The organism is Actinomadura sp. NPDC048955, from assembly GCF_040649435.1.
In the GTDB taxonomy this organism is placed as follows: domain Bacteria; phylum Actinomycetota; class Actinomycetes; order Streptosporangiales; family Streptosporangiaceae; genus Spirillospora; species Spirillospora luteofluorescens.
In genome coordinates, this window is sequence record NZ_JBEZJI010000022.1 from 47,603 (window position 1) to 69,622 (window position 22,020).

The following is a 22,020-nucleotide window of genomic DNA, read 5'->3' on the forward strand; positions in this document are numbered from 1 at the left end:
TTTCAGTTCTCTTCGTCGTAGAAGTCAAGGTCATGGTCTTGGTCTTGGGAGGCGCCGGCGGACGGGAGGGAGCGGCCCCGGCCCGGCGCGATGGTCCTTTTCTCGATCTTCTCGTTGGCGGTGAACCAGGCGAACGACTCCCCAGCTGGGTTCGGAGGGGTCCGCCGCGCCTGCATCTGCTTGGGCCTGGCGCGAGGGTAGTGGACGGGGAGGTCGTCGCTGCCGTGGGCCGCCGCAAGGAATGCGTGCTTGATCTCTGCGAATCCGGGCTGCTGCTCGGCTGCTGTGGTGAAGGCTCGAACGCAGGTGCGCACCACGGTTTCGGTGGGCGAGTCGGGGAGCTCTCCGGTGAGGTCGCGGTAGTACTCCGACCACTGAGCGCCGGTGTGGAGCCGCGTGCGCTCCGGTTCCAGCGCGATGTGGACGCTGCCGAAGCCGAGCGGCTTGCCGAGCCCGAGGCGGTGGTAGTGATCGCCATCGAGCGTCAGCAGCCAGAGCAGGGCTCCGAGCTCGACTTCCGGAACGTCGCGGACACCGATGGTGAAGGTGAACTCGGTGTCCTTGGTGATCCAGCCGAGTGCGGAGCGGTTCTGCTTGTCGCGCTGCGGCTCGCCGGTCGTCGCGAACGACGTCTTGTCGCGGGTGAGCGGGTTGTTTTCGTCGGGTGCGTTCGGCCGCAGGTACTCCCGGTACAGCAGGCCGTCGATGAGCTGCTGCGTGGGATCGCCCGCGGACGTCGGCGGTACTTTCCAGTAGAAGGCGTCCGCGGCCGCTCGCCGGTGATGCCAGTAGACCTTGCGGCCCCGCAGAGCCCGGTCAGGGTTGCGATGCACGTCGTTCTTGGACGTGCCGTTTGCGATTGGACGGTGTGGTTCGGCGGCGCTCTCAGACAGATAGAACCGGCCCTGGGTCGGTTTCGGCTGGGCGAGGATTGACAGCGGCAGGCCGTCAGGGAACTCCTTGACGGCCTGGCTGGTCGGGGTAACGCAGGTGACGTCGCTGATGCGGAGACGCCCCCGGTATGCGGCCGGACGGGTGCCGGACCCGTCTTGGGCGACCCAGCCGAACACACGGTCGGCAGGGGACAGTTCGCGGTAGCGGGCGGCGGGTTCGACCTTCGGCGGCGCCATCTCGGCCGGGCTCGCGATGGCGAGCTCGCGCGGGATCATGACCGGATACAGCGCCTCGATGCGCCCGTTCTTCTCGTACGCCCAGCAGAACGTCCCCGGTGCGAGCTTGCGCCGCTCTTCGCTGTTCCGGTGAGGGCTGATCTCGTAGTCGCCGTCGGTCTCGATGTCCTGCTCGTACTTGCGGTGATGCTCCATGAGAGCGTCCCAGCGCTCGCGTAGATCACTGGTCAGCTTTGCCGTCATGGGACTGCGCTGCTGGACAAAGACCCGTTCGTCGCGCTTGGTCTCCACGTTCTGACCGGTGATGAAGACGTATCCCTCCTTCCAGTCGGAGGAGGGGCGGCCTTTGGAGTACGGCTTGATGCCGGCGACCTCCTCGGCGTTCTTGCCGCGCTTCGTTCTCACCCAGACGCGGTCGCCGTGCTTCGGGCGTGGGTTCGGCGAGTAGCGGGAACTGGCCTTATCCCGGTACAAGGAGAGCTTGACGGCCTCCCAGAACTCCAGCGTCTTGCTGTCCTTCCCGACGCGGACCGGCTTCATGTCGCGGGCGTCATCGGCGACGCGGCGCCAGCCGAGCCGCTCGTCATGACCGTTGAACACCCCGAACCGGCTGTTGGTGATCGCCTCATAGGAGGCGCGCAGCATGCCCTTGAGCGCGGTCGCCGGCAGATGGGGGCGGCCATCGCGCAGCAGTACCGGGTAGGTGAGGTGTCCTTCCTCAGCGTCCAGTGCGTTGTAGGCGCGGGCGGTGTCGAGCAGTAGCAGAGGCGTCCGGGCCGTGAGCCTGACCGCGATCGTGCCCGTCCAGTTGTCCTCGTGAAGCCGGTCGGCGCCCGGAGGGGCAGCGTCGGCGAACGCACCCGTCATTCCCTCGCGCGGGAAGGCGGGGACGAAGGTGTAGGGGTTGAGGAAAGGCTCCTTACGTCCGTTCCCGGCGTTCCGCCCGTTCCCCTCTCGTGGTTGTTTCTGCTTGGCGGCTCGGCTGGGCGGAGCGGAGGGCCTCCTCGCCTCCTGCTGGGATTTGGCGGGCTTGAACTTGTTCGGGACTCTGATCGTGCCGGGATTCGGCTTCTTCTCGTTCATGCCTTCTCCCTGCGCAGCAGTTCGGAGAGTTCGAAGGACAGCAGGCGTTCTTCCGCGATGTAAGCGTTACCGTGTTCCGTGTCGCGCGCGATGTACTCACAGGTCGTCAGTGCCACGTGGCTGCCGGCGCCGAATTCTCCTGGAATACGCAGGCTGCCCATGCGCTCGGTGGAAAGTGTCGTCCAACCGTCCGACGCCTGGACGGCCTTCCCCCACAGCAGGTAGCCGCCCTTCACCGTTGCGCTGGCCTCCAGCGGCTCAGGCTTCGCGAAGGATTCCGGTAGAACCGCCGGGTCCTCGCTGAGCAGGACGGTCCGTCCGCTGTCGGCGTCGTTGAGCCAGCGCAATTCGGTGTGCTCGTTGAACACGCGGGCCTCGAAGACCCCGTCGGGTGTGGAGCGGCGCGCATCGGCGGTGGTGACGATTTCGTAGCGCCATGGCGTGGTGAGCAACGCGAAGCCGTCCGGCGCGCTTTCCATGGCTTCAGCGAAGGTGAGGCCCTTGCGGGTCGCGACGTGCAAGGTCGTGCCAGTCATCGTGTTCCCCCTGCGTATTCGCGCCACGCTTTCGCTAGATCCCCGTGCCGGAGGGCGTCCGCGAGCGTCGTCTCCGCCGTCCAGCCGTTGCCGGAGAACTCGATCGCCTCGATCGTGACGTCGCCGAATCCCCGGTTGACCATGCCGCCGAGCGGGAGTCGGCGCTGCTCCAGATCGCGCAGGACGAGCAGGAGCAGCGCGAGCGCCACGTCCCGATGGTCGCCGAGCCGGGTCAGGTCAACGGTCAGCCGGATCGGTTCCCAGTCGACGCCGTGCGGTTCGAGCACGCTGAACAGCAGTTGGTCGGCGACACCTCCCGTCCACCGGTCGATTGCGACGTGGTCGGCCTGGTCGAGTCCGCGGCTGGCCAGCGCGTCGCGTACCGACGCCGGCAGCCCCGGACGGTCCTTGCCGTCGCCGTTGTCCGGCACGCCGTTCACCACGATGTCCCACACGTCCGTAGGGATGGCTGTCTCGCTCACGCATTCGTGGACGGTCAGCGCGCCCGCGCCCCACGCATAGGCGGACGAGGCGTCGTCGGGTTTGCGGCGGGCGGCGCCAAAGAGCATGCGCACGGCCTCCAGGCCATCGAGCTGCTTGAGGAAAGCTTCGGCATGCCGGCGTGCGGTCGCGCGGTCTTCGGTGTCGTCCTCCGTGTCCTGCATCGGAGGCACTGGGGCATCCAGGCCGCGGGCGGTGCGTTCGATGAGTTCGGCATGGCTGCGGAGGGCTCCCTTGAGGGAGCTGCCGCTCAGCGTGAGTCTTAGCGTGTCGGGCCCGATCTCTGTGGTGAGCGGCAGCGTCTTGATCGCCGCCCCCTCACCCGCGGCGCGGACCATGACGGGGGCGTCGGGCTTCCAACGCAGGTGGACGGTAAGCCGCTCACGGCGGGCGGGAAGGTCAGCCGCGCTGGCGTCCACCCCCGCCTCGTCGAAGTGCTCGGGCTCGCCGCTGAGGAAGGCGAGCAGCCCCTCGCGGCTGGTGAAGTCGTGTTCGTGGACGTCGAGCGGCGACGGCATCAGCGTCACGACACCAAGGCCCTTGCCGTTGGCGGCGCCCACCGTGATCTCTTCCGACCTCAGGGCGGTCAGTAGTGCGTGCAGGCGCGCGCGGTCACGGTCAAGGCGGGCGCTGGTCGTCTCGACGTCGATCTCGAACGACAGGTAGTGGCCTGGGGGGACGATGGTGCGGGCGTACAGGAAGGCTGATGCGGCGGTGCCGGTGGCACGGTCGATGCCAACGCCGTGGAGGACCGGCAGGGCTCGCGATCTGAGCGGCTCGTTCGGGATTCCGTCGCTGTCGGTTCCGGTCGTGGTGGTGACGACAGCATCCCGAACCACGATCCGGCTGGCCTGGCCGGATTCTGAGTTCCCGTCCTCGAACCCCCACATGTCGTTCAACTGGCCGATGTCGGGGTCGGCGCCGCGCATCCAGGTGCGCAGCACCCCGGCGAGGCTTGTCCCCGGTACGTAGACGCGGTCCTGCCCGTCCACCGCGACCGGCAGTGCCTCGGCCGGATCCAGTGCGACACCACCCACGTGCAGCGGCGTCTGGGTACGCAGCCAACCGCGCACTCGGAGTCGCCTGTCCATCGGCCGTCCCCTTCTGCGAGTCATCCGCGCGCCTCCTCAGAATGGGCTTCGTTGCGGGTGCGGGTGCGGGTGCGGGTGTGGGCGGCCAGGCATGCGGTGAGTAGCGACCGCAACGCCTCTGCCCGCAACTCGCCGGGGAGGACGTCCGGCCCGTCGATGGTCAGGCACAGCCCGTCCCGATCGTTGAACTTGAGCGTTTCCCACACGTCGTTCTCCGCCAGCAGGGTGCAGATCGAAGCAGTGGTCTTCGGCGCCTTCCAGCGCTTCGTGAGTCTGGTGATGCGCGCCTTGAGCTGCTCGCTCTCCTCATCGAGGTGTCCGAACAGGCGGCGTAGCGCGTTCAACCGGGTCGCCGAGAGTTCGATGAGCGGGCCGAGTACCTCGTCCGGCTGAGCCGCTCGCTCCTCGGCGAGCCGCCAGATCTCCGCACGCCATGCTGCCGTCTCGATCAGACGTGCACCGGCGTAGCCGGGGTCGACCGCGGACAGCCGATGCACGGTCGGACGTGACGGCGTATCCGCCGGCTCGTCCCTCCGCTCGCTGGTGCCGGTAGGCACCTTGTTCATGAGGACTGGGTCGTTGATGCGGATCTGGCCGAAGCCCTCGCCGCGCCGTTCCCCGATGCCCGATCGCTCGACCTCCGCCAGCACGTCTGCGCCGACGTGGCCCGCCTTCACCTCGAAGGTCAGGCAGCCGCCGGCCGCGAATCCGAGAAGGACGGGACGCGGCAGCCGCCATCCCCGGTGCCATGAATCAGTTCGGGCGATCTCATAGCTAGTCGGCCTCCGGTCACGCTCCTGCAGGACCGGGGCGAGTTCCACACCCTCCGCTCCCGCACTGGCGAACGCCCTCTGCAGGAGACGGGCGAAGTCGGCTGGGTCGTCACTCGGGGCGAGCCGGTCATCCCGAACAAGGACGTCTGACAGCAGCCAGACGCGCAGCCGGTCGCCGCTCATAACCGGTGCCGGCTCGGGCGCGGAGTCAATTGGCTCAGCAGTGACGGACACCAGGCCGTAGTCGTCTTTGCGGGACCGTCCCAACCGCCACCGGCCGTCCAGGCTCTTCCACCAGCCGGGGTCGAGGATGCCGCGCCGGACCCTGACCTCGGCCACGAGCACGGTTCCGGGCGCGAGCGCCTGGTACACGTAGACGCCGCCAAGTGCCTCGGTCGGACGCTGGAGCTCGTCCTCGATGGTGTTGTGCATTCTCAGCACGAAGCCGGGCGTCTCGACCGTCACGTTCGCCGAGCCGGAGACGTATCCCTTCCGGACCCGCTTGAACGCCTTGCCGTTCGGAGTCCCCTCCACCATGCGATTGAGGTAGACGTTCTTGCCGTCCTTTTCTCGTTCGAAGGCGCGTGGGATCGGACGCCCCTGTGCCCCGTCCACCTGCGGGGTCGCGGGCGTCACCACCAAGTCCCCGCAGCGTGCAGCCGCAGCGGCGGCCGACGAGTCCAGGCGCCGCAGCACCGGCCCCAGAAGCATCCAGCCTGGCGTGTGGTCACGGCCTTGAACGAGATTCCCGACGGTGCGTTCAAAGGCGAGCAACGGCGTTTCGAGCGTCATCCGCAGGAGGACGCGCTCCCAGCCGTCGCCCGCAGCCCGCCTCTCGGCGGAATCGGGTGCAGGAGGCTGCTCTGGGATCGGCGGTGGAACCGGGCTCGCCGTCCAACGCGCCAAGTCGTCACCGCTCGGAGGCAGCCCTGAACCGCCGAGATCGAGCCGGCATCGCCCCGACCCCCGGCGCCGCTTCCCACCGATGCCCTCCACCAACCGCGCGCCCGCCCACAGCAGCGCACGAGCACAACCGAGCTGTTCCTCCGACAGCTCGTCGGGGAGCTCCGCTGTGCCTTCCAACGTCATGCCACCGCGAGCCATCTCGTCGAAGCGCAGCATGTCCTCCCTGGCCGCGCCGGTCACCGGATCGTGCGCGACACCCGGTTTCACGAACGTCACCGCATCGCGGAGCCGCGGGTTCCCTGCGATGGCCTGGCCGAGATCACCGGGAAAGCGAAGCGGGCCGAGGTAGCACAGGGCGGCCGGACGCGGATGCCGCGCCGGCGCCGCCGGTGTCTCGCGCGGCTCGGCGCTCGGGGACGTCGGTTGATAGCCGAACAGGTATTCAACCCAGGCATGCCAGATCTGGGAGCCGCCGGGATCGGCGTCGGCGTCGAGGGCACGTGCGGCGATCTCGCAGCCGTCCCGCCAAACGCCGTTGAGGGACTTCGCCGACACGTAGGGGAGCTGGTGTTCCTCGTCCCGCAGCACCTGTCGGTTGATGCGGCCGTGCTGCCCGGTACCCGCGCCGATGTGCCAATCACTCAGCATGCGCAAGGTCAGCGAAATGGTGTGGCTCATGACCTGCCCTTCAAGGAAAGGAAGGGAGCGGCGTTCAACGCATCCAGAAGGCCGGTGCGGTGGACGTGTCCGTCGTGCCAGAAAAGCGAGTCGTCCGAGGCGAGCCCTTGAACCGCGTCCTCGCCCAGCCAGGTAGAGACCATCTTGAACCGGGATTCCGCAGCCTCACGACCGCGGAACAGGGCGGACCGGAGCTCGTGCGCCTGGCCTCCCGAGATGACGGGAGACCCATCGTCTCGGGCGGTTAGAGCAGCGACTTGCCTCTCCAGGTCGGACCAGTGTCGATGCCGCGCCCACTCCGCGTCGCCCGAGGTGCCGACAACGTAGGGCTGCCCGGTCAAGCACGTGTCCTCATCGGCGAGAGTCTGCTGCTTGCGCAGACGTTGCAGATCGGCGAACGCGCTCTCGTAGAGAACATGGAATGACAGAGCACTCTTGTCCTGACCGAGCTCCTCCTTCACCACCTTGGCCTCGCCGGTCAACTCTTCGGCCAGGTGGACGGCGCTGTGGAACGGATATTGGCGCTTGACGATGGCGACACCCGCACAAGCCCCCAGCCCGCGCAGGTCCTCCACCTTCTTGAGCACGCCCCCGACCGCGGGATGCTCGTTGGCCCGCCGGGTGAACTCCTCCAGATATCCGCGTGCGAACGGCAGAGCCAGTTCACCGTCACAGACCACGGTCAGGTCGTCGCCCCCAAGGATGAGCGGGAGAACCGGCGGCTCGTCCGTGCCCGCGGTCCACCCGCTGCCGCGCAACTTCGCGAACACCGACTGGAAGGCCTCCCGAGCGCACTGGTCCACCCCTTCGGACAGTCCGCGTAGCCCCTCGGTGTACCCGTCTGCGGGCCTGCTGTCGCCGCCCATGATGGACGCGAAATGCTGAAACACCTTCCCCAAGCCGTTGCCGTCGGCGTGGACGACCGCGACCCACTCCGCCTTGTGGTTCAGATGGTCGACGATCTGGGCGAGCGCGGCGCGGGACACCGCCTTCTGGTTCTCGTCGTCCCCGGGGCAGAGCCCCATCTGGACGGCCAGTTGCAGCAAGGCCGCATCGAAGGCGTTCAACTTCGCCAGACTGGGTGCCGAACGAGCCTCGGGCAACCGCCCCTCTTGGAGCGCAACGACACGATGAGCCGGTAGGCCACTGGAGCCGCAGCGCGCCGCGATCGGCACCCCTGGGAACCGCAACCTCGGCCCGCGCCTCTTGGCCCGCGCGACCGCGAGGAGCTCTCGGGCATTCGCGATGCCATCGGCGACTTCCTTTGCGTTCCCCCACTCGATGGCATCGCCGACCGCGCCGCACACGTCCAAACCGGGCGCCTCGCGCAAGGCGGCCTCGGTGATGCTCCCGACGATCTGCTTGCCCACCTTCGGGTCGCTGACGAGCAGCGTCACACCGCCCGCGTTCGCGGTCACCACCTCGAGGCCGTCCGGTTCGACGCGCAGCCGGCGGCCGTCCCCGCCGGCCGCTCCCGCCTCCGCCAAAGCCCTGTCGAGCCATTCGCCCTCGACACGGGTGATCAGATGCGATGCGCCGACGTTCTCCCGCCGCTTGTTCGATCCGAAAATGTAGTTCTGGTTGCCTGCCGTGCTCAGCACGACCGCATGCACCTTCACCCCGGCCCCCTCCTCGCTCACAGCGCCGCCGCGAGGTACTGATGGACGAACCCCCGCAGCCGCCCAGAGCGGCATGCTAGGGGCGCGGACCGGTCGCACCCCGACCAAACGCCGCATAACCCGGTGACCGACTCCGGCCCTGCCATCCCGGCCTCAACGCCCCTCGCATAAAGGCGACGTCTGACCACAAACCGCCTGGCGGCAGGCAGCGTCCATCAGTACGTTCTGCCCACGACGACGAAGCGAGGCCCGAGATGACCGAGACCCCGAACGCGCCAACGATGACGGTCATCGGCGGCCCGTCCGCGACCCCATCGAAGGCCCGGCGCGTGATCACCGACGGTGCGGCCTGGAGCGGGATCGGCGGCGTTGTCGCGGGCGGGTTCGGAATCGAAGCAGTGAAATCGGTGATGACGCACTCTCCGGCCGGACGCTGGTGGTTCGTCCTCGGCTGTCTCGTCGGACTCGGCCTCATGGGGGGCGGCGCCGTGCTGCGCGTCCGCGCCTCGGTCAAGACCCGGATCGGGCTAGTCGTCACCGCGTCCGACAGCGGACGCGGTGCCTCACGAGCTGAACTGCTGGAATCCAAGGCAGTCGAGTACAGCCAGAAGACCTGCGCGGTCACGGTGCAGACCCACCTCACGCTCCCCGACACCCATCCGTGGCCGAAGGAGAGCATCGACGCCCTCGCGGACGAGACCATCGCAGCTGCCGGAATCGCGGAACGTCTGGTCAGCGATGCCGCCCGCATCAACGTGATCCCGACCATGCCTCTGCCGGTCGGCTTCCGGTTCGGCGCCAGGATCGGGCACTCCCACCCCCGCGAGATCACCGTTCACGCGGTCCGCCAGCGCGACGGCAGTCCGTCCCACTTCCCGGCCACGAGCCTCCGAGAAAGCCCGCTCACCGCCGCACTCCTCACCGTGGAACAGGTCGAGCCCATCGAAGGCGGAGACCCGACACGAGCGGCGCTCGCCATCGATCTGCAGAACCTTCGCGCCGACTTCGTCCAACCCGTCCGCGCCGCCTGCCGCGCGCACGGAATCGGCAACCTCCTCATCCTCAGCCGGAAGACCGCTGGCCCGCTGGATGAGGACGCGGGGACCTACACCGCGATCGTGGAGCAGATCTGCCGCGCCTGGCGCGACGCGCCCTTCCCCGCCAATGCCCGCACCGGACGCCATGCGGCCTTTCTCACCGGCCCGGTCGCCATCTCCATTGCCCTTGGCGCCCGCCTGGCCCACATCCAGCCCGACCGCTGGACAGCCTTCACCTACGACAACGCCTCCAGTACGTACGAGCCTTTCCCCGCCGAGCCCCCCTGAGGCCCCTCTCCTGGCGGGACCAAGAACGGCTCTTCGGCGATGAAGACGGCGTGCCGGGTTTCGGTCGTCCGAACGCTGCTCCTTGCGAACCCCTGTAGGGCTATGGGAATGCCCATCGCCCGGCGCACCTTCGGCCAGGTCCTGACGTTGCGAACCCTCGCAGGGGCGATGAGGACGATCTGGCCGGGCATGGTCATGACCAAGGGCGTCGGGTTGCGAACCCTCATAGGGGCGATGAGGACGGGTCGACTCCTCCACGAATGCAGCGCGCGCTACACCAGGTTGCGAACCCTCGTAGGGGCGATGAGGACCTACGAGCCTCATCGAGAGATCGAGGTCTACTACGCGTTGCGAACCCTCGTAGGGGCGACCAGGACGAGGTCCTGGTCCGGTATCGGGAGATGTACGCCGAGTTGCGAACCCTCGTAGGGGCGATGAGGACATCTACCCGGGCCAGACGCCCGGAGGCTCCGCCCTGTTGCGAACCCTCGTAGGGGGCGATGAGGACCTGTCCGCCTACCGGGATGGCGTGCTGCCTGTCGTGTTGCGAACCCTCGTAGGGGCGATGAGGACCGGCGGTGTACCTCGGGACGATCGCCGGCGCCCTGATCGGTTGCGAACCCTCGTAGGGGCGATGAGGACGCCGGATCGAGGGCGAGCCCCAGATCCGCATCGACCTGTTGCGAACCCTCGTAGGGGCGATGAGGACTTGTTTCCGCAGGTCAAATACCCTGCGAGACGCCTTGTTGCGAACCCTCGTAGGGGCGATGAGGACGCGAGACCCGCCCCCCGGCCCCCGCCCCGATCGCCATGTTGCGAACCCTCGTAGGGGCGATGAGGACCTCTGCTCGGTGGCGCGTCCGCGCTGGTCATCGGAGTTGCGAACCCTCGTAGGGGCGATGAGGACCGACGGCCGCCTGGTCCAGAACGCCGCGAAGATGTTGCGAACCCTCGTAGGGGCGATGAGGACCCCAGGGTAAAGCGCCAGGTGGGCAGAGGGAAGAACGGTCCGGCGGGGGCGGATTCTGCAGCGATCCTCCGGTCGTGCTGTCAACCCCGGCGTGTCGCTGAAACCAACTTGATCAACTTCGCTCATGGGCCCTGATGGTTGAAGACGTTATAAGACCGCGGGTAGGACCCGTCCACAGTCCCGCAATGCTTAGCGCTCCTTCGCCGTTCTTGCAGGGCTCTCGCTGATCCTGCCGTGGCGGCGGACTCATCTGGGCCACGCCACGGCGGTTCTTCCTCCGGAACTGCTCGCTGCCGCGGCGAGGTTCAGGCCCACCGCACCTCAAGCTCTACTGGGCCGGCAACGACACCGGAGGGCTCCCGACGTGACGCGCTACTCAGACACCGCATGCGCCCCTCCACTTGGTGAAGCGCTTCTGAAGAAGGCTGCTGACGCCGGAGCGTTGATCATCTCGACGCGACCCCTCGTAGGGGCGATGAGGGCGAGTCTGTGGACGTTTCCAGCAACAAACTCGATCAGTTGCGACCCCGGGGGCTTTGACTGAAAGGGGCGATCTCTCAGACCAGGATAGCCGCGCCGACGCTCAAGGCCACATTCGGACAGGCGATGTCGTGATCGAGTTTATTGAAAGCTCTCCTCGCGGAGCGCGGTGTGCGTAATGTCCCCGGACACGGGCGAGGAGCCGAGTGGGCTCACGCTCTCAGGCGGGTCTGACAGGAGCCGTCCATCTGTACTTGCCGATGGCCTATGGCGTTGTCCGGCACCGCTGGACGAGGGAGGACGGGGATCATGCGTTTGCGATTGACCTTCCACACGGGGGCTCGCGAGTTGGCCTGGGACGACGTCGTGGCTCCCGGGCGGGCCCTGCTGTACGCGCTGCTGGAGCGGGGGGCGCCCGAGCTGGGACAGGCGATTCACAAGGACGGCTGGGGGCCTCACGGCTTGGTTCCGTTCGGTTATGGCGCGCCGGTCTTTCCGGCGGCGCGTCGGCGCAAGGGCGTCTACGCCACCGACGGTCCCGGTGTTGTGGAGTTCGGGAGTCCGCTGATCGCGGTGGTCGAGGGGTGGGCGGCTGCGCTGAAGTCCATCCCTGTGCTGGCGTGGGGGGCGACTGCCTTCATCGTCGACCAGGTCGAGCCGGTGGAGGCCCCGAGGTTCGAGACCGGCAAGGCCGTCTTCCGGACGGAGACACCGGTGGTGATGAAGAGCTCGGGGCGTGATGAGTCCGGCGCGCGTGTGCGTCGCCAGGCGTGGTGTCTCCCAGGTGAGCCCGAGTGGGACGTCTACGTGCAGAACAACCTGCGGCGCAAGGCGGAGACCCTGGGATTGGACCCGGAGGTCACCTTGGAGCACGTCGGGTGGATCGGCCGCAAGCGCTCGTTCGCGGTCGGGAGCGGCGGGGGCGGGAAGAAGCCTGGGGCCTGCGTCGAAGTCATGGTGTCTGGTGCGCCCGAGACGCTCTCGGCGCTGCACTCCTGGGGGCTGGGCCAGGCCAACAGCACGGGGATGGGCTGGATCAGTGCCTGACCCCGTAGCGGGCCTCTCACCATCCGGGAGCCGGATGGATCCGACTGGAGGCTCGGCTCATCCGCAATCCCTGGTGCTGACCGCGAGTCCGTTGCAGCGGGCGGGGGCGTTTGTCCTGGCCGCCCTGGCTAAGGTCGATCACCCCTGCGACGTGTCGGACGAGGCCCTGGCCATGGTCGTCGACCAGATGACGAGCCACCTCGTGAAGACGGTCGATACGGCGAAAGCCGCGGATCCCGGCGGGTTCTGGCTCGGGGCCAGCTACTTGCTCTGGCCGAACTCGAAGATCAACCCCACCGCACGCGGCAAGCAATCCCCTGCTCAACGGGAAGCGCTGATCCGTGAGTGGCGTGCGCGGCCGGAGCTGGCGGATTGGCCGGCGGCGCCGTGTGCGTACTGCGGACGTGCGGCCTGCGGCTGGTATGGCAAGGTCGACATCCCGCTGGGCGCGAGCGTCGCGCACCGCAACACCACCGCGCCGGGCCATGAGGGAACGCCACTGTGCTACCCCTGCGTCGCCAGCCTCTGGGCTTTTCCATACGGGGCGTCACTGTCGGGCGGCAGGGCCGCGCTGATGCATTCCTGGGACGACGACTTCCTGGCGAAGATGACCGCAGCGACGGTGGATCAGACTCTGCGGCAAGCCTCCGCCGGGGCGTCGAAGGGGGCCAAGCCCGGCCCATACGCGCGGGAGCTGTGGGTCCTGCGTGCGGTGCGCGCCTACAGCCGGCGGATCACCTCCGGTGTGGAGTTGATCGTGCTGTCCAACTCCAACAAGGAGCAACTGTTCGCCGCGCAGGAGCTGAGCCAGCCCCTCGCTGAATGGATCCGGACGACCAACAAGGACACCAAACGCCGCGCCGGATATCCGGCGCTGGTCGCGACTCAAGGGACCAAGAAGGTTCCGGGAGAGGCGTTCTTGGCCAAGCGGGCGTTCACCCGACCGTCGCAGGTCCTGGACTTCGCAGTCGGCCATGTCCTGAGCCAGATCTCCGCGGCCGTGCCCATCCCCGCCGAAACTACGGTGCTGGCCCCGCTCTTGTACTCCTACTGCCGTGAGGTGCTGACCATGGACGACAAGGACGTCGAACGGATCAAGGAACTGGCGCGGCGGCTGGCCGCGCTGCTGGGGCAGGACAGCCGTCCCGGACCGTTCCGCGACTTCATCCGCGCCAACAGCAAGGGAGGAAACCTCTACGGCTGGTTCCGCTCCAAGGGCGTGGACTGGCTGCTGTTCCCGCGCCCCAAGGACACCTCGCCGGTGCTTCTGCCGGTGCAGGAGTACCGGCTGCTGTTCGAGGACGAGCGGTCCTGGTCGTGGCGGCGGCTGCTGGTCTTCGCCGTCCTGGAGGCACTGGCCGAGGCGGGTTGGGAGCCGAAGGGCTCGCAGGAGGAACTCCAAGAGATCAAGGACCTGGCCGACGCCGCCGGCGGCGACCAAGAGGAAGGGACGGAACAGTGACGTTCCTGGTGGGACAGCAGATCCTGCAGATCAAGGCAGGGGCCCCCAACAACGGGCGGGGCGAGGACAACCGCGGCATGGTCAAGCAGTTCACGGTGGGCCGGGGGGACAAGTACCCGTACGTGTCCGCGCAGGCGGGCCGCCGTTGGCTGCGTGACAGTCTGCCGGCCGGCGAGCCGACCTCGCCGGTGATCCGAAGCGGGGAGGGCAAGAAGCAGCAGGCCTACACCCGGGGCCGCCCCGACCTGTACCTGGACGACGACCTGTTCGGCTACATGATCGCGGTCAAGGCGGACGAGACGGGAGCGAAGAAGGGCGAGTCGAAGACGTTCATGCGCGACACGGTGCTGGCGACCGGCACCCTGGTCTCGGTCGTGCCCAGCAAACCCGTCATGGACTTCGGCACGATGAGCCGCGACTTCGAGCCGGGGACTCACCCGGTCATCCACGAGCACGAGATGTACACCGCGGACCTGGCCGGTGACCTGCTGCTCGACCTGCCGCGCGTCGGAACCTTCGAGACCGGAGGCAGGACCACCAAGGCCGCGCTCCCCGGCAGCCTGGCCGAAGAGGTGGTTGAGAAGGGTGGCACCGAGTTCGTCCTGCGCGACGTGCAATGCGTGCGACTGCCGATCGAGGAGCGGCGCCGCCGGGTCGCGGTCCTGCTGCGGACGATGGCGATGGTCAAGGGCGGTGCCAAGCAGTCGGCCCACTACGGTGACCGCACGCCCGGCCTCGTCATCCTCGCGCCGATCAAGGGCGGGACGAACCCGTTCACCAGGGTCGTCCGGGAGCGCGAGAAGGCGACGTACTTCGACGTTGACGTCCTCCGCGAGGAGATCGAGGCGTGGGCCGACGAGTTGGACGGGCCGGTCCGGATCGGATGGGCGCCCGGGTTCCTCGGCAGCCAGCGCGACCGGGCCGGCAGCGACCTCGCCGACCTGATCAAGGAGGAGAGGCTCGTACTCGGACATCCCCGGACCGTGCTGAACACCCTGGCCGCCGAGATCGACTCCGGCGACCACGACTCCTGGTTCGACGACCCGCAGTAGCGCACCTCGTCGCTCATCGCCCCTTTGAGGGGAGCATTCCGCCGTTTGCGTCGCCCGCAAGGAGCATCGCCATGCCCGAAGCCCTGGAACTGACGGTCACCGCCCCGATCGTCAGCTTCCGCAATCCCCTCTACGACGGGTTGCAGGTGGGGCTGCCCTGCCCGCCGCCGTCCACCGTCGGCGGACTGCTCACCGCCGCTGCCGGAGGATGGGACCAGGTGCCCCCCGACACCCGCTTCGGCATGACCTTCCGTGCCGCAGGCTCGGGCATTGATCTGGAGACCTACCACCCGCTCGGTGTTCCGGGCACCCAGGCCAACGCGACCATTAAGGACCGCGATTTCCTGGCCCTGGTCACGCTGACGGTATGGCTCACCGAGAACATCGACCTGTGGGCCCGTGCTCTTCGCCGTCCGGTCTGGCCAATGCGGCTGGGGCGCAGCCAGGACTTGGTCACCACCGTCACCCGCCGCGTTGAGTTGAGCGCATCCAGCGGCCGGCAAGGCCACGCCGTCGTCCCTTTCCACATACCAAGAGCAGTCGGCACGGCGATGCGGCTGACGACCGTCATATCCGACGACCGTGCCCGCTTCACCTGGGACAGCTACCGGTACGCCGCGGCCGGTGCCCGCGCCGAGATCGACACCGGGTTCGCCACCAGGGACGGGCAGGCCGTCGCGATGCTCCCGCCCGTCCATCCGAATCAACTGACCCCTGCCCCCTGAACTTGCGGAGCGTGGTCGTGAAGGACCTGCGCGCGAAAAGCTCCACCACGCCTGGAGTGCCCGGCGAGCTGCTGACCGACCATCTGCTCAACACCCTGGAAGCCGTGGGGGCGATTCGAGCCCGGATCGGCGACATCCCGGGCATGCCCGCCGAGTTTTGGACGTGGGCGGCGATCGCCGCGCTGCTCCATGACACCGGGAAGTTGCCAGACGGCTTCCAGCGGATGATCGGCAACGTCCCTCGGCAGGAGCCGACCATCTGGGGTGAACGGCACGAAGTGCTATCTCTCGGCTTCGTCCAGCTTCTGCTCGCGGACCTGCCGGTCGAACAGCGAGAGTGGGTCGCGGCAGTGGTGGCCGGGCACCATCGCCCGTTCACATCCGGCCTCGACGGCTCATCCAAGCTGCCGCTGCTCACCCAGTACGGCGACGACCACCCCGAAGACTTCGCCGCCAAGTTCACGCCCGCGGCCCCGGACCGCCTTGCCGACCTCCTGGAGTGGTTGCAAGCCACAGGCCAGCGGTACGGGTTGCCTTTCACCGCAACCGCACCACGGACGGACGTCCGGCAACTGACAGACGCTGCCCATCGGCTCTTCCAAAATGTCATGGACCAGTGGCAATGGAAGCTGCCGGTCGGCGACCGCCGCGGTACCACGGCTGTCCTGTTGCTGGGCGCCGTGACCATGGCCGATCACCTGTCCTCAGCACATGCACCCCTGGAAACCAGGCATCCACTGGACGAGACCTATCCGACCCAGCTGGTAGAACGACTCTCCTCCCGAGGTCATGCGCTCCGTCCACAACAAGGAGAAGCCTCCAGAACCATCGGCAACCTCCTCCTCCGTTCCTGGACGGGGAGCGGCAAGACCGAGGCCGTCCTTCTGTGGGCCACCGCCCAGATCGGCGACCTGGCTGCCCGCACGAAGGGCAACCCTCGCGTCTTCTACTTGCTGCCCTACCTGGCCAGCATCAACGCCATGACCGGCCGGCTCAGCAAAGACCTGGACTCATCCGACGGTATCGGCGTCGCCCACTCGAAGGCCGCTTCGTACCATCTCGCCCAGTCCCTTGCCGACGGTTGCGCCGGTGACGATGCCGACCTGGCCGATGCGGCGAGCAAAGCCCATTCCCGCGCGGAGGCAACGAAGAACTTCCGCGAGCTCCTGCGCGTCGGCACCCCGTATCAAGTGCTGAGAGGCGCCCTGGCCGGCCCCGTGCACTCCAGCATCCTGGCCGACAGCGCCAACTCCATTTTCATCCTTGACGAGCTGCACGCCTATGACGCCCGCCGTCTCGGCATGATCCTCGCGATCATGAGCTTCTGGCACCGGCTCGGCGGACGCATCGCCGTGCTCTCCGCGACCATGCCGACCGCGCTGGCCGACCTGGTGACCCGAGCCCTCAACGGACAAACGGCACTGGTCGAACCCCCGCAAGAGAGCCGTGCACCAGTCCGCCACCGGCTCCACATCCGCCAGGCCCACCTGGCCGACGAGTCATCCCTCGACGAGATGCGCGAGCGACTCGCCGACGGCCATTCCGTCCTCGTCGTCGCCAACAACGTCCGCGACGCAATCACTCTTTTCGAGTCCCTCGGGCCCTACTGCATAGAACTCCACGGCAAGGATTCCGCCCACCTGCTGCACTCGCGCTACCGGCGGATGGACCGGACCGCCATCGAAACAGCGATCCAGGAGCGCTTCGCCAGCGGGAAGCCTCGCCAACCCGGCTTGCTAGTCGGAACCCAGGCTCTAGAGGTGTCCCTTGACCTGGACCTCGACGCCTGCCATACCTCGGCCGCGGACCTCGAAGCCCTTGTCCAGCGCTTCGGTAGAGCCAACAGGCTGGGTGCGCTCGCCCCCGCACCGGTCATCGTCCACCAACCCGTCTACGCCACCCGTCGCGGCGGGGGACACGAAGTCTGGGCCGACGGCGTCTACGAGGCCGAACCCACCCAGCTCGGCTGGGACATCCTCGCCCGCCATGACGGCCAAACCATCGACGAGCAAGTCATCACCGGATGGCTCGACGAGATCTACACCAGCCCGTGGGGTCAGAAATGGGCCCAAAGAGTCGATGAGCACCGCTCCGACTTCGAAGACGCCTTCCTAAAGTTCTCACAACCCTTCGATGACCGCTCTGAGCTCACCGAAGCGTTCGACCGGCAGTTCGAGGGAATCGAAGCGATAATCGCAGAGGACTACGACAGCTACAAATCCGCATTGGGCCTGGCGAACAGTCCTAGTGCTGGCCGTCTGCATGCCGACCAATATCTCATGCCGCTGCCCGCATGGTGCATGGGTCTCGGTGCATACGACAAACGTCTCAAAGTCCTTGTCATTGAAGCCGAGTACGACCCACGCCTGGGCCTGCGTGCCGTACACCGCGATGCCCAGCAGAAATATGAACCCGGTGAAATTCTATGATCCAGGCTGACGACGTCGGCGGCGTCCACATCAAGTACCTCTATCACTGCCCGCGCCAACTCTGGCTCTACCTGCGCGGGGTTCGGCCTGAACACCTGAGTGGCGCCGTTCAACTCGGTGAAGCCGTCCACGAAACCTCGTATGCCCGCCGCAGCCCCGTAGATCTTGGCGCCGCCAAACTCGACTTCATCGACGGTCAGCATTGGGTTCATGAGGTCAAGTCATCAGCTCGGCCCACACCCGCCGACCAGGCCCAAGGACGGCACTACTGCTATCGGCTCGTACAGATCGGCATCGACGCCAAGGGGGCCATCCTGCACTACCCCAAGACCCGCCGCACACAGCGTTACCCCTACACGCCAGAAGCCGCAGCCCAAGCTCAGGCCGACATCGCCGAAGTCCTCGGCGTCGGTGCCGCAGCCACGTCGCCCGACCGCCTGGCGCGTTCAGCCTGCCGTGGATGCAGCTTCGCCGACTACTGCTGGACGGAATGACATGCCCGCCGCCGCACGCACCTACTGGCTCACCAGCCCCTGCCGGATCCGCCGCAAAGACGAATCACTCGTCATCGAACGCGAATCCGCCGGCAAGGTTCATATCCCAGTCACCGATGTCCGAGACATCGTTGCCTGCGCCGAAACCGACATCAACACCGGCGTCGTCGCACTCCTCAACCGACACCGGATCAACGTCCATCTCCTCAGCCACTACGGGGACTACGCCGGGTCACTTCTCACCTCCGACATCAGCACCTCCGGCGAGACGGTTCTCGCGCAAGCTCGACTTGCAGAAGACCCCGAAGCCGCACTCGAGGTCGCTCGCAGCATCGTCGACTCCGCCGCGTTCAACGTCCGCCGCGTGATCGACCGCAAACTCCTCGCACGCCCGTACACCGTTCTGCAGAAGAGTATCGAAGCCGCTGAAACCTCTGCCCATCTGATGGGCATTGAAGGAACCTTCCGTCGGTCGGCATGGGAGGTCCTGGACACAAAACTCCCTGAGTGGCTCCAACTCGGCGGACGCAGCCGTCGCCCACCAAAGAACGCTGGCAACGCATTCATCAGTTACGTGAACGGCATCATCTATGCCCGAACCCTCACGGCGCTCCGTCTTACACCTCTGCACACCGGCATCGCTTTCCTGCACAGCAGCATGGAACGCCAGCGCCACTCCCTAGTTCTCGATATCTCGGAGATGTTCAAACCGCTGTTCGCCGAACGCCTGCTTCTGCGGATGTCCGCCCGCAACCAAATTAAGGAGCATCACTTCGACAGCGAAGCCAACCAGGCTATGCTCAGTGAAAGTGGCCGAAAACTGGTAGTCCAGTCCGTCCGCGACGAATTCGCCGTCACCGTCGCCCATCGCTCCCTCGGCCGGCCTGTCGCCTACGACGAACTCCTCTACCTCGATGCACTAGCGCTGACCCGGCGATGCCTCGAAGGCACCCCGTACAGACCCTTCAGGATCTGGTGGTGACAGGAGCGTCGTGCACGTCATCGTTGTCTACGACACCGCAGCCGAACGGAACCCGCGCATCCTCCGGACATGTCGCAAATACCTGCACCACGTCCAGCGAAGCGTCTTCGAAGGGCAGGTCAGCGAAGCCCAACTGCGCCGATTCCAGGCGGAGGTCGAAAGCCTCCTGGATCTCAGCTATGACAACGTCATCGTCTACACGTTTCCTCCTGGGACGACGCCCATCCGCCTCACCTGGGGCGCTGCCGAGCCGGCTCCTACTGACATCTTGTAGCCTCCTCAGCCGTCCACCGACCCAAGTTGATCAGGTGGATTTCAGCGACACGCCGGGGTTGACAGCACGACCGGAGGATCGCTGCAAAATCCGCCCCCGCCGACCGTTCTTCCCTCTGCCCACCTGGCGCTTTACCCTGGGGTCCTCATCGCCCCTACGAGGGTTCGCAACCAGGACGGGTCCGCTCGCAAGGCCCATGTAGTCCTGTCCTCATCGCCCCTACGAGGGTTCGCAACTCACCCGGGTCGAGTGGAACCGGCGCCTGGACGCGACCTGTCCTCATCGCCCCTACGAGGGTTCGCAACGGTCCTCCAGGGTGCCCATGTGGCCCCGGGCCAGGCCGTCCTCATCGCCCCTACGAGGGTTCGCAACTGGCGCCGGTCCTGGCCGCGCTCGGTCTGTCGGCCAGTCCTCATCGCCCCTACGAGGGTTCGCAACCGATCGTCGGCCATCTCCTGCCGCAGCCGCGCCAGCGAGTCCTCATCGCCCCTACGAGGGTTCGCAACTGGTGGGTGTTCCTGACGTGCGGCGTCGACCTCCGCAAGGTCCTCATCGCCCCTACGAGGGTTCGCAACGCTTGTCTTCGGGGCCCTTGAGGTACGACATGATCAAGTCCTCATCGCCCCTACGAGGGTTCGCAACGGGAGCGCCCCGCGGGTGGTGTTCATCAGGCTCGTGGTCCTCATCGCCCCTACGAGGGTTCGCAACTCCCGGAGCCTCACCATCAGCTACCAGGGCCGCCCGTGGGTCCTCATCGCCCCTACGAGGGTTCGCAACGCGGGCGCGGCGGTCCCCACGGGGGCCAGATAGAGGTCCTCATCGCCCCTACGAGGGTTCGCAACAGGCCGACGTGGCTCGGGTTGGGGACGTTCAGGCGGAGTCCTCATCGCCCCTACGAGGGTTCGCAACATGTACTCCTGCAGGAACGAGGCGAGTTGCAGGGGTCCTCATCGCCCCTACGAGGGTTCGCAACCGGACGGAGCGGATGAGGGACAGGACCTCGCTGGCCGAGTCCTCATCGCCCCTACGAGGGTTCGCAACTACTTGTACTGGTTGTAGTCGATGTCGAAGTGTCCTGATCGTCCCTGCGAGGGTTCGCATACCTCCGCTGACGTCCACATACGTTTGGCCACCCAAAGCCCCCGTTCATCGGCGACGGGGGAGCATCGCATCCGCCAGGCGGTGGTCGGTCACAGCGGGCGGTCGTCCCATCGACGGCGCTCTACTCGTTCAGAGCGCTTGTGGGCCTAGAGCAAGGCGGACCCGCGAGGGAGGAGACCTGGATACGCTGCTTGTCCTGGACGTGGCTGGCGCTGTTTGAGAACGCGGGGTGAGTATTGATCAGTCCGTACGTGCGTCGGCTGCGGCTTGCGGCGGAGTTGCGTGAGCTGCGGGAACGGGCTGGGGTTTCGGCGCAGGAGCTGGCCAAGCGGTCGGGCGTGTATCGGCAGATGATCAGCAAGCTGGAGAACGCGCACGTTGCGCCGGGTCAGGAGGATGTTCAGCGGCTGCTGGACGTCTTGGGTGTCGAGGGTGACAAGTGGACGCAGCTCGTGCAGATCACCGCGGAGGCGGCGTCGCACGGCTGGTGGGAGTCCTCGGGGATCGGTGAGCGCCAGGGCCGGTTCGCCAACCTGGAGGCCGGTGCGAGCGTGATCCGTGAGTATCAGCAGAACCTGATCCCGGGACTGCTGCAGACTGAGGAGTTCATCGCCACGCGCTTGGCCACCACCGAGCTGCCCTTGCCGCCTGATGCCGAGGTCGCCGGTGTGCTGAAGGGACGGGTCGGGCGGCAGCGGATGCTGCATCGTCCGGCGGGGCCGTCTTATGAGGTGATTCTGGACGAGGTGGTACTCCGCCGTCGTTCTGTCCCGGCGGATGTGTTCCGACGCCAGCTTGCCCACATCGTCGATCTGTCTCGGCAGGACGAGCGGTTGACGGTGCGGGTCCTGCCAGTGGATGCCGAAATCCCCGGGTACAACATCCCTGAATGCTCGTTCTCGATGTACACCTATCCGGACAAGGGTGACCCTGCTGTGGTGGCGTTGGAGGCGGTGACGACCGACCTCGTGCTCACCGATCCGGAGCAGACCGCGCAGTTCGAGCTGGTGTATGGAGGCCTCCTTTATGCGGCCCGGTCGGTCGAGCAGTCACGCGAGATGCTGGTGGATGTCGCAGAATCCCTCCCGTCGCACCAGGAAGATCATCATGACCAGTCGTGAACGCCATGCCGGGTGGCGCAAGTCCTCGTACAGCGGAACGGGCAACAACTGTGTCGAGGCCGGACGAGTCGGCGAACGTCGAGTCGGTGTTCGGGACACCGCCTCCGGAGGTGCTGGGCCAGTGCTGGAGATTGAGGTGACGGCGTGGTCAGCATTTCTAGTGGAGGTCCGGGAGGGAAGGCACCGCCTGCCTTAGCCGGTCCAGCTGAGGATCAGGGGTCGAAGTGGCGCACTTCGACCC

At 66.9% G+C, this 22,020-nt stretch carries 16 protein-coding genes and 2 CRISPR repeat arrays; of the genes, 11 read left to right on the forward strand and 5 right to left on the reverse strand.

The genetic code is table 11. From position 1 onward, the window contains the following. Positions 1–2 precede the first annotated feature (2 nt). The 5 genes from AB0C84_RS21680 to AB0C84_RS21700 are packed head-to-tail and all read right to left on the reverse strand — an operon-like array spanning position 3 to position 8,338. The gene (locus tag AB0C84_RS21680) at positions 3–2,213 is read right to left on the reverse strand and encodes a TIGR03986 family CRISPR-associated RAMP protein (protein WP_361069047.1); all 2,211 of its coding nucleotides are present in this window, start codon (positions 2,211–2,213) and stop codon (positions 3–5) included. Further along, positions 2,210–2,749 (reverse strand): CRISPR-associated protein Csx19, encoded by a 540-nt coding sequence (csx19, locus tag AB0C84_RS21685; protein WP_361069050.1) that lies wholly within the window; start codon positions 2,747–2,749, stop codon positions 2,210–2,212. The genes AB0C84_RS21680 and csx19 overlap by 4 nt, the downstream gene beginning before the upstream one ends. Further along, the gene (locus AB0C84_RS21690; protein ID WP_361069054.1) at positions 2,746–4,341 is read right to left on the reverse strand and encodes an RAMP superfamily CRISPR-associated protein; all 1,596 of its coding nucleotides are present in this window, start codon (positions 4,339–4,341) and stop codon (positions 2,746–2,748) included. Before AB0C84_RS21690 ends, csx19 begins: the two co-directional genes overlap by 4 nt. 20 nt (positions 4,342–4,361) lie before the next feature. Then, positions 4,362–6,698 (reverse strand): RAMP superfamily CRISPR-associated protein, encoded by a 2,337-nt coding sequence (locus AB0C84_RS21695; protein ID WP_361069057.1) that lies wholly within the window; start codon positions 6,696–6,698, stop codon positions 4,362–4,364. Beyond that, a complete protein-coding gene (locus AB0C84_RS21700) occupies positions 6,695–8,338 on the reverse strand; it encodes a hypothetical protein (protein WP_361069060.1) in 1,644 nt (547 codons plus the stop codon). Before AB0C84_RS21700 ends, AB0C84_RS21695 begins: the two co-directional genes overlap by 4 nt. A 233-nt stretch (positions 8,339–8,571) precedes the next feature. Here AB0C84_RS21700 and AB0C84_RS21705 point away from each other — a divergent pair, with 233 nt between their 5' ends. The 11 genes from AB0C84_RS21705 (at position 8,572) to AB0C84_RS21755 (ending at position 21,975) form a co-directional block, all read left to right on the forward strand. Then, positions 8,572–9,642: an SAVED domain-containing protein gene (locus AB0C84_RS21705; RefSeq protein ID WP_361069063.1), complete on the forward strand. Its 1,071-nt coding sequence runs from the start codon at positions 8,572–8,574 to the stop codon at positions 9,640–9,642. Between the two features lie 81 nt (positions 9,643–9,723). After that, positions 9,724–10,612: a CRISPR direct-repeat array (repeat unit 30 nt; unit sequence GTTGCGAACCCTCGTAGGGGCGATGAGGAC). Between the two features lie 789 nt (positions 10,613–11,401). Continuing rightward, positions 11,402–12,139 carry a CRISPR-associated endoribonuclease Cas6 gene (locus AB0C84_RS21710; RefSeq protein WP_329088242.1) on the forward strand — a complete coding sequence of 246 codons (738 nt, stop codon included), beginning with the start codon at positions 11,402–11,404 and terminating at the stop codon, positions 12,137–12,139. 34 nt (positions 12,140–12,173) lie between these two features. After that, positions 12,174–13,601, forward strand: coding sequence for a hypothetical protein (locus tag AB0C84_RS21715; RefSeq protein ID WP_361069068.1), 1,428 nt, complete (start codon positions 12,174–12,176; stop codon positions 13,599–13,601). Further along, entirely contained in the window at positions 13,598–14,653 is a 1,056-nt protein-coding gene (gene cas7i, locus AB0C84_RS21720; protein WP_361069071.1) for a type I-B CRISPR-associated protein Cas7/Cst2/DevR, read from the forward strand. Before AB0C84_RS21715 ends, cas7i begins: the two co-directional genes overlap by 4 nt. Before the next feature lie 71 nt (positions 14,654–14,724). After that, positions 14,725–15,378, forward strand: coding sequence for a CRISPR-associated protein Cas5 (locus AB0C84_RS21725; protein ID WP_361069074.1), 654 nt, complete (start codon positions 14,725–14,727; stop codon positions 15,376–15,378). A 17-nt stretch (positions 15,379–15,395) separates the two neighbouring features. Further along, positions 15,396–17,807, forward strand: a complete 2,412-nt coding sequence (cas3, locus tag AB0C84_RS21730; RefSeq protein ID WP_361069078.1) for a CRISPR-associated helicase Cas3' — start codon at positions 15,396–15,398, stop codon at positions 17,805–17,807. Further along, a complete protein-coding gene (locus AB0C84_RS21735) occupies positions 17,804–18,301 on the forward strand; it encodes a CRISPR-associated protein Cas4 (protein ID WP_361069081.1) in 498 nt (165 codons plus the stop codon). The genes cas3 and AB0C84_RS21735 overlap by 4 nt, the downstream gene beginning before the upstream one ends. A gap of 1 nt (position 18,302) precedes the next feature. Continuing rightward, complete coding sequence (cas1, locus tag AB0C84_RS21740) at positions 18,303–19,283, forward strand: CRISPR-associated endonuclease Cas1 (RefSeq protein WP_361069084.1); 981 nt, start codon at positions 18,303–18,305, stop codon at positions 19,281–19,283. 10 nt (positions 19,284–19,293) lie between these two features. After that, on the forward strand, positions 19,294–19,557 hold the full coding sequence (cas2, locus tag AB0C84_RS21745) for a CRISPR-associated endonuclease Cas2 (RefSeq protein WP_329088257.1): 264 nt from the start codon (positions 19,294–19,296) through the stop codon (positions 19,555–19,557). 141 nt (positions 19,558–19,698) lie between these two features. Next, positions 19,699–20,659: a CRISPR direct-repeat array (repeat unit 30 nt; unit sequence GTCCTCATCGCCCCTACGAGGGTTCGCAAC). A gap of 235 nt (positions 20,660–20,894) precedes the next feature. After that, positions 20,895–21,779 (forward strand): helix-turn-helix transcriptional regulator, encoded by an 885-nt coding sequence (locus AB0C84_RS21750; protein WP_361069088.1) that lies wholly within the window; start codon positions 20,895–20,897, stop codon positions 21,777–21,779. Then, on the forward strand, positions 21,766–21,975 hold the full coding sequence (locus tag AB0C84_RS21755; RefSeq protein ID WP_361069091.1) for a DUF397 domain-containing protein: 210 nt from the start codon (positions 21,766–21,768) through the stop codon (positions 21,973–21,975). Before AB0C84_RS21750 ends, AB0C84_RS21755 begins: the two co-directional genes overlap by 14 nt. The last annotated feature ends 45 nt before the right edge of the window (positions 21,976–22,020 follow it).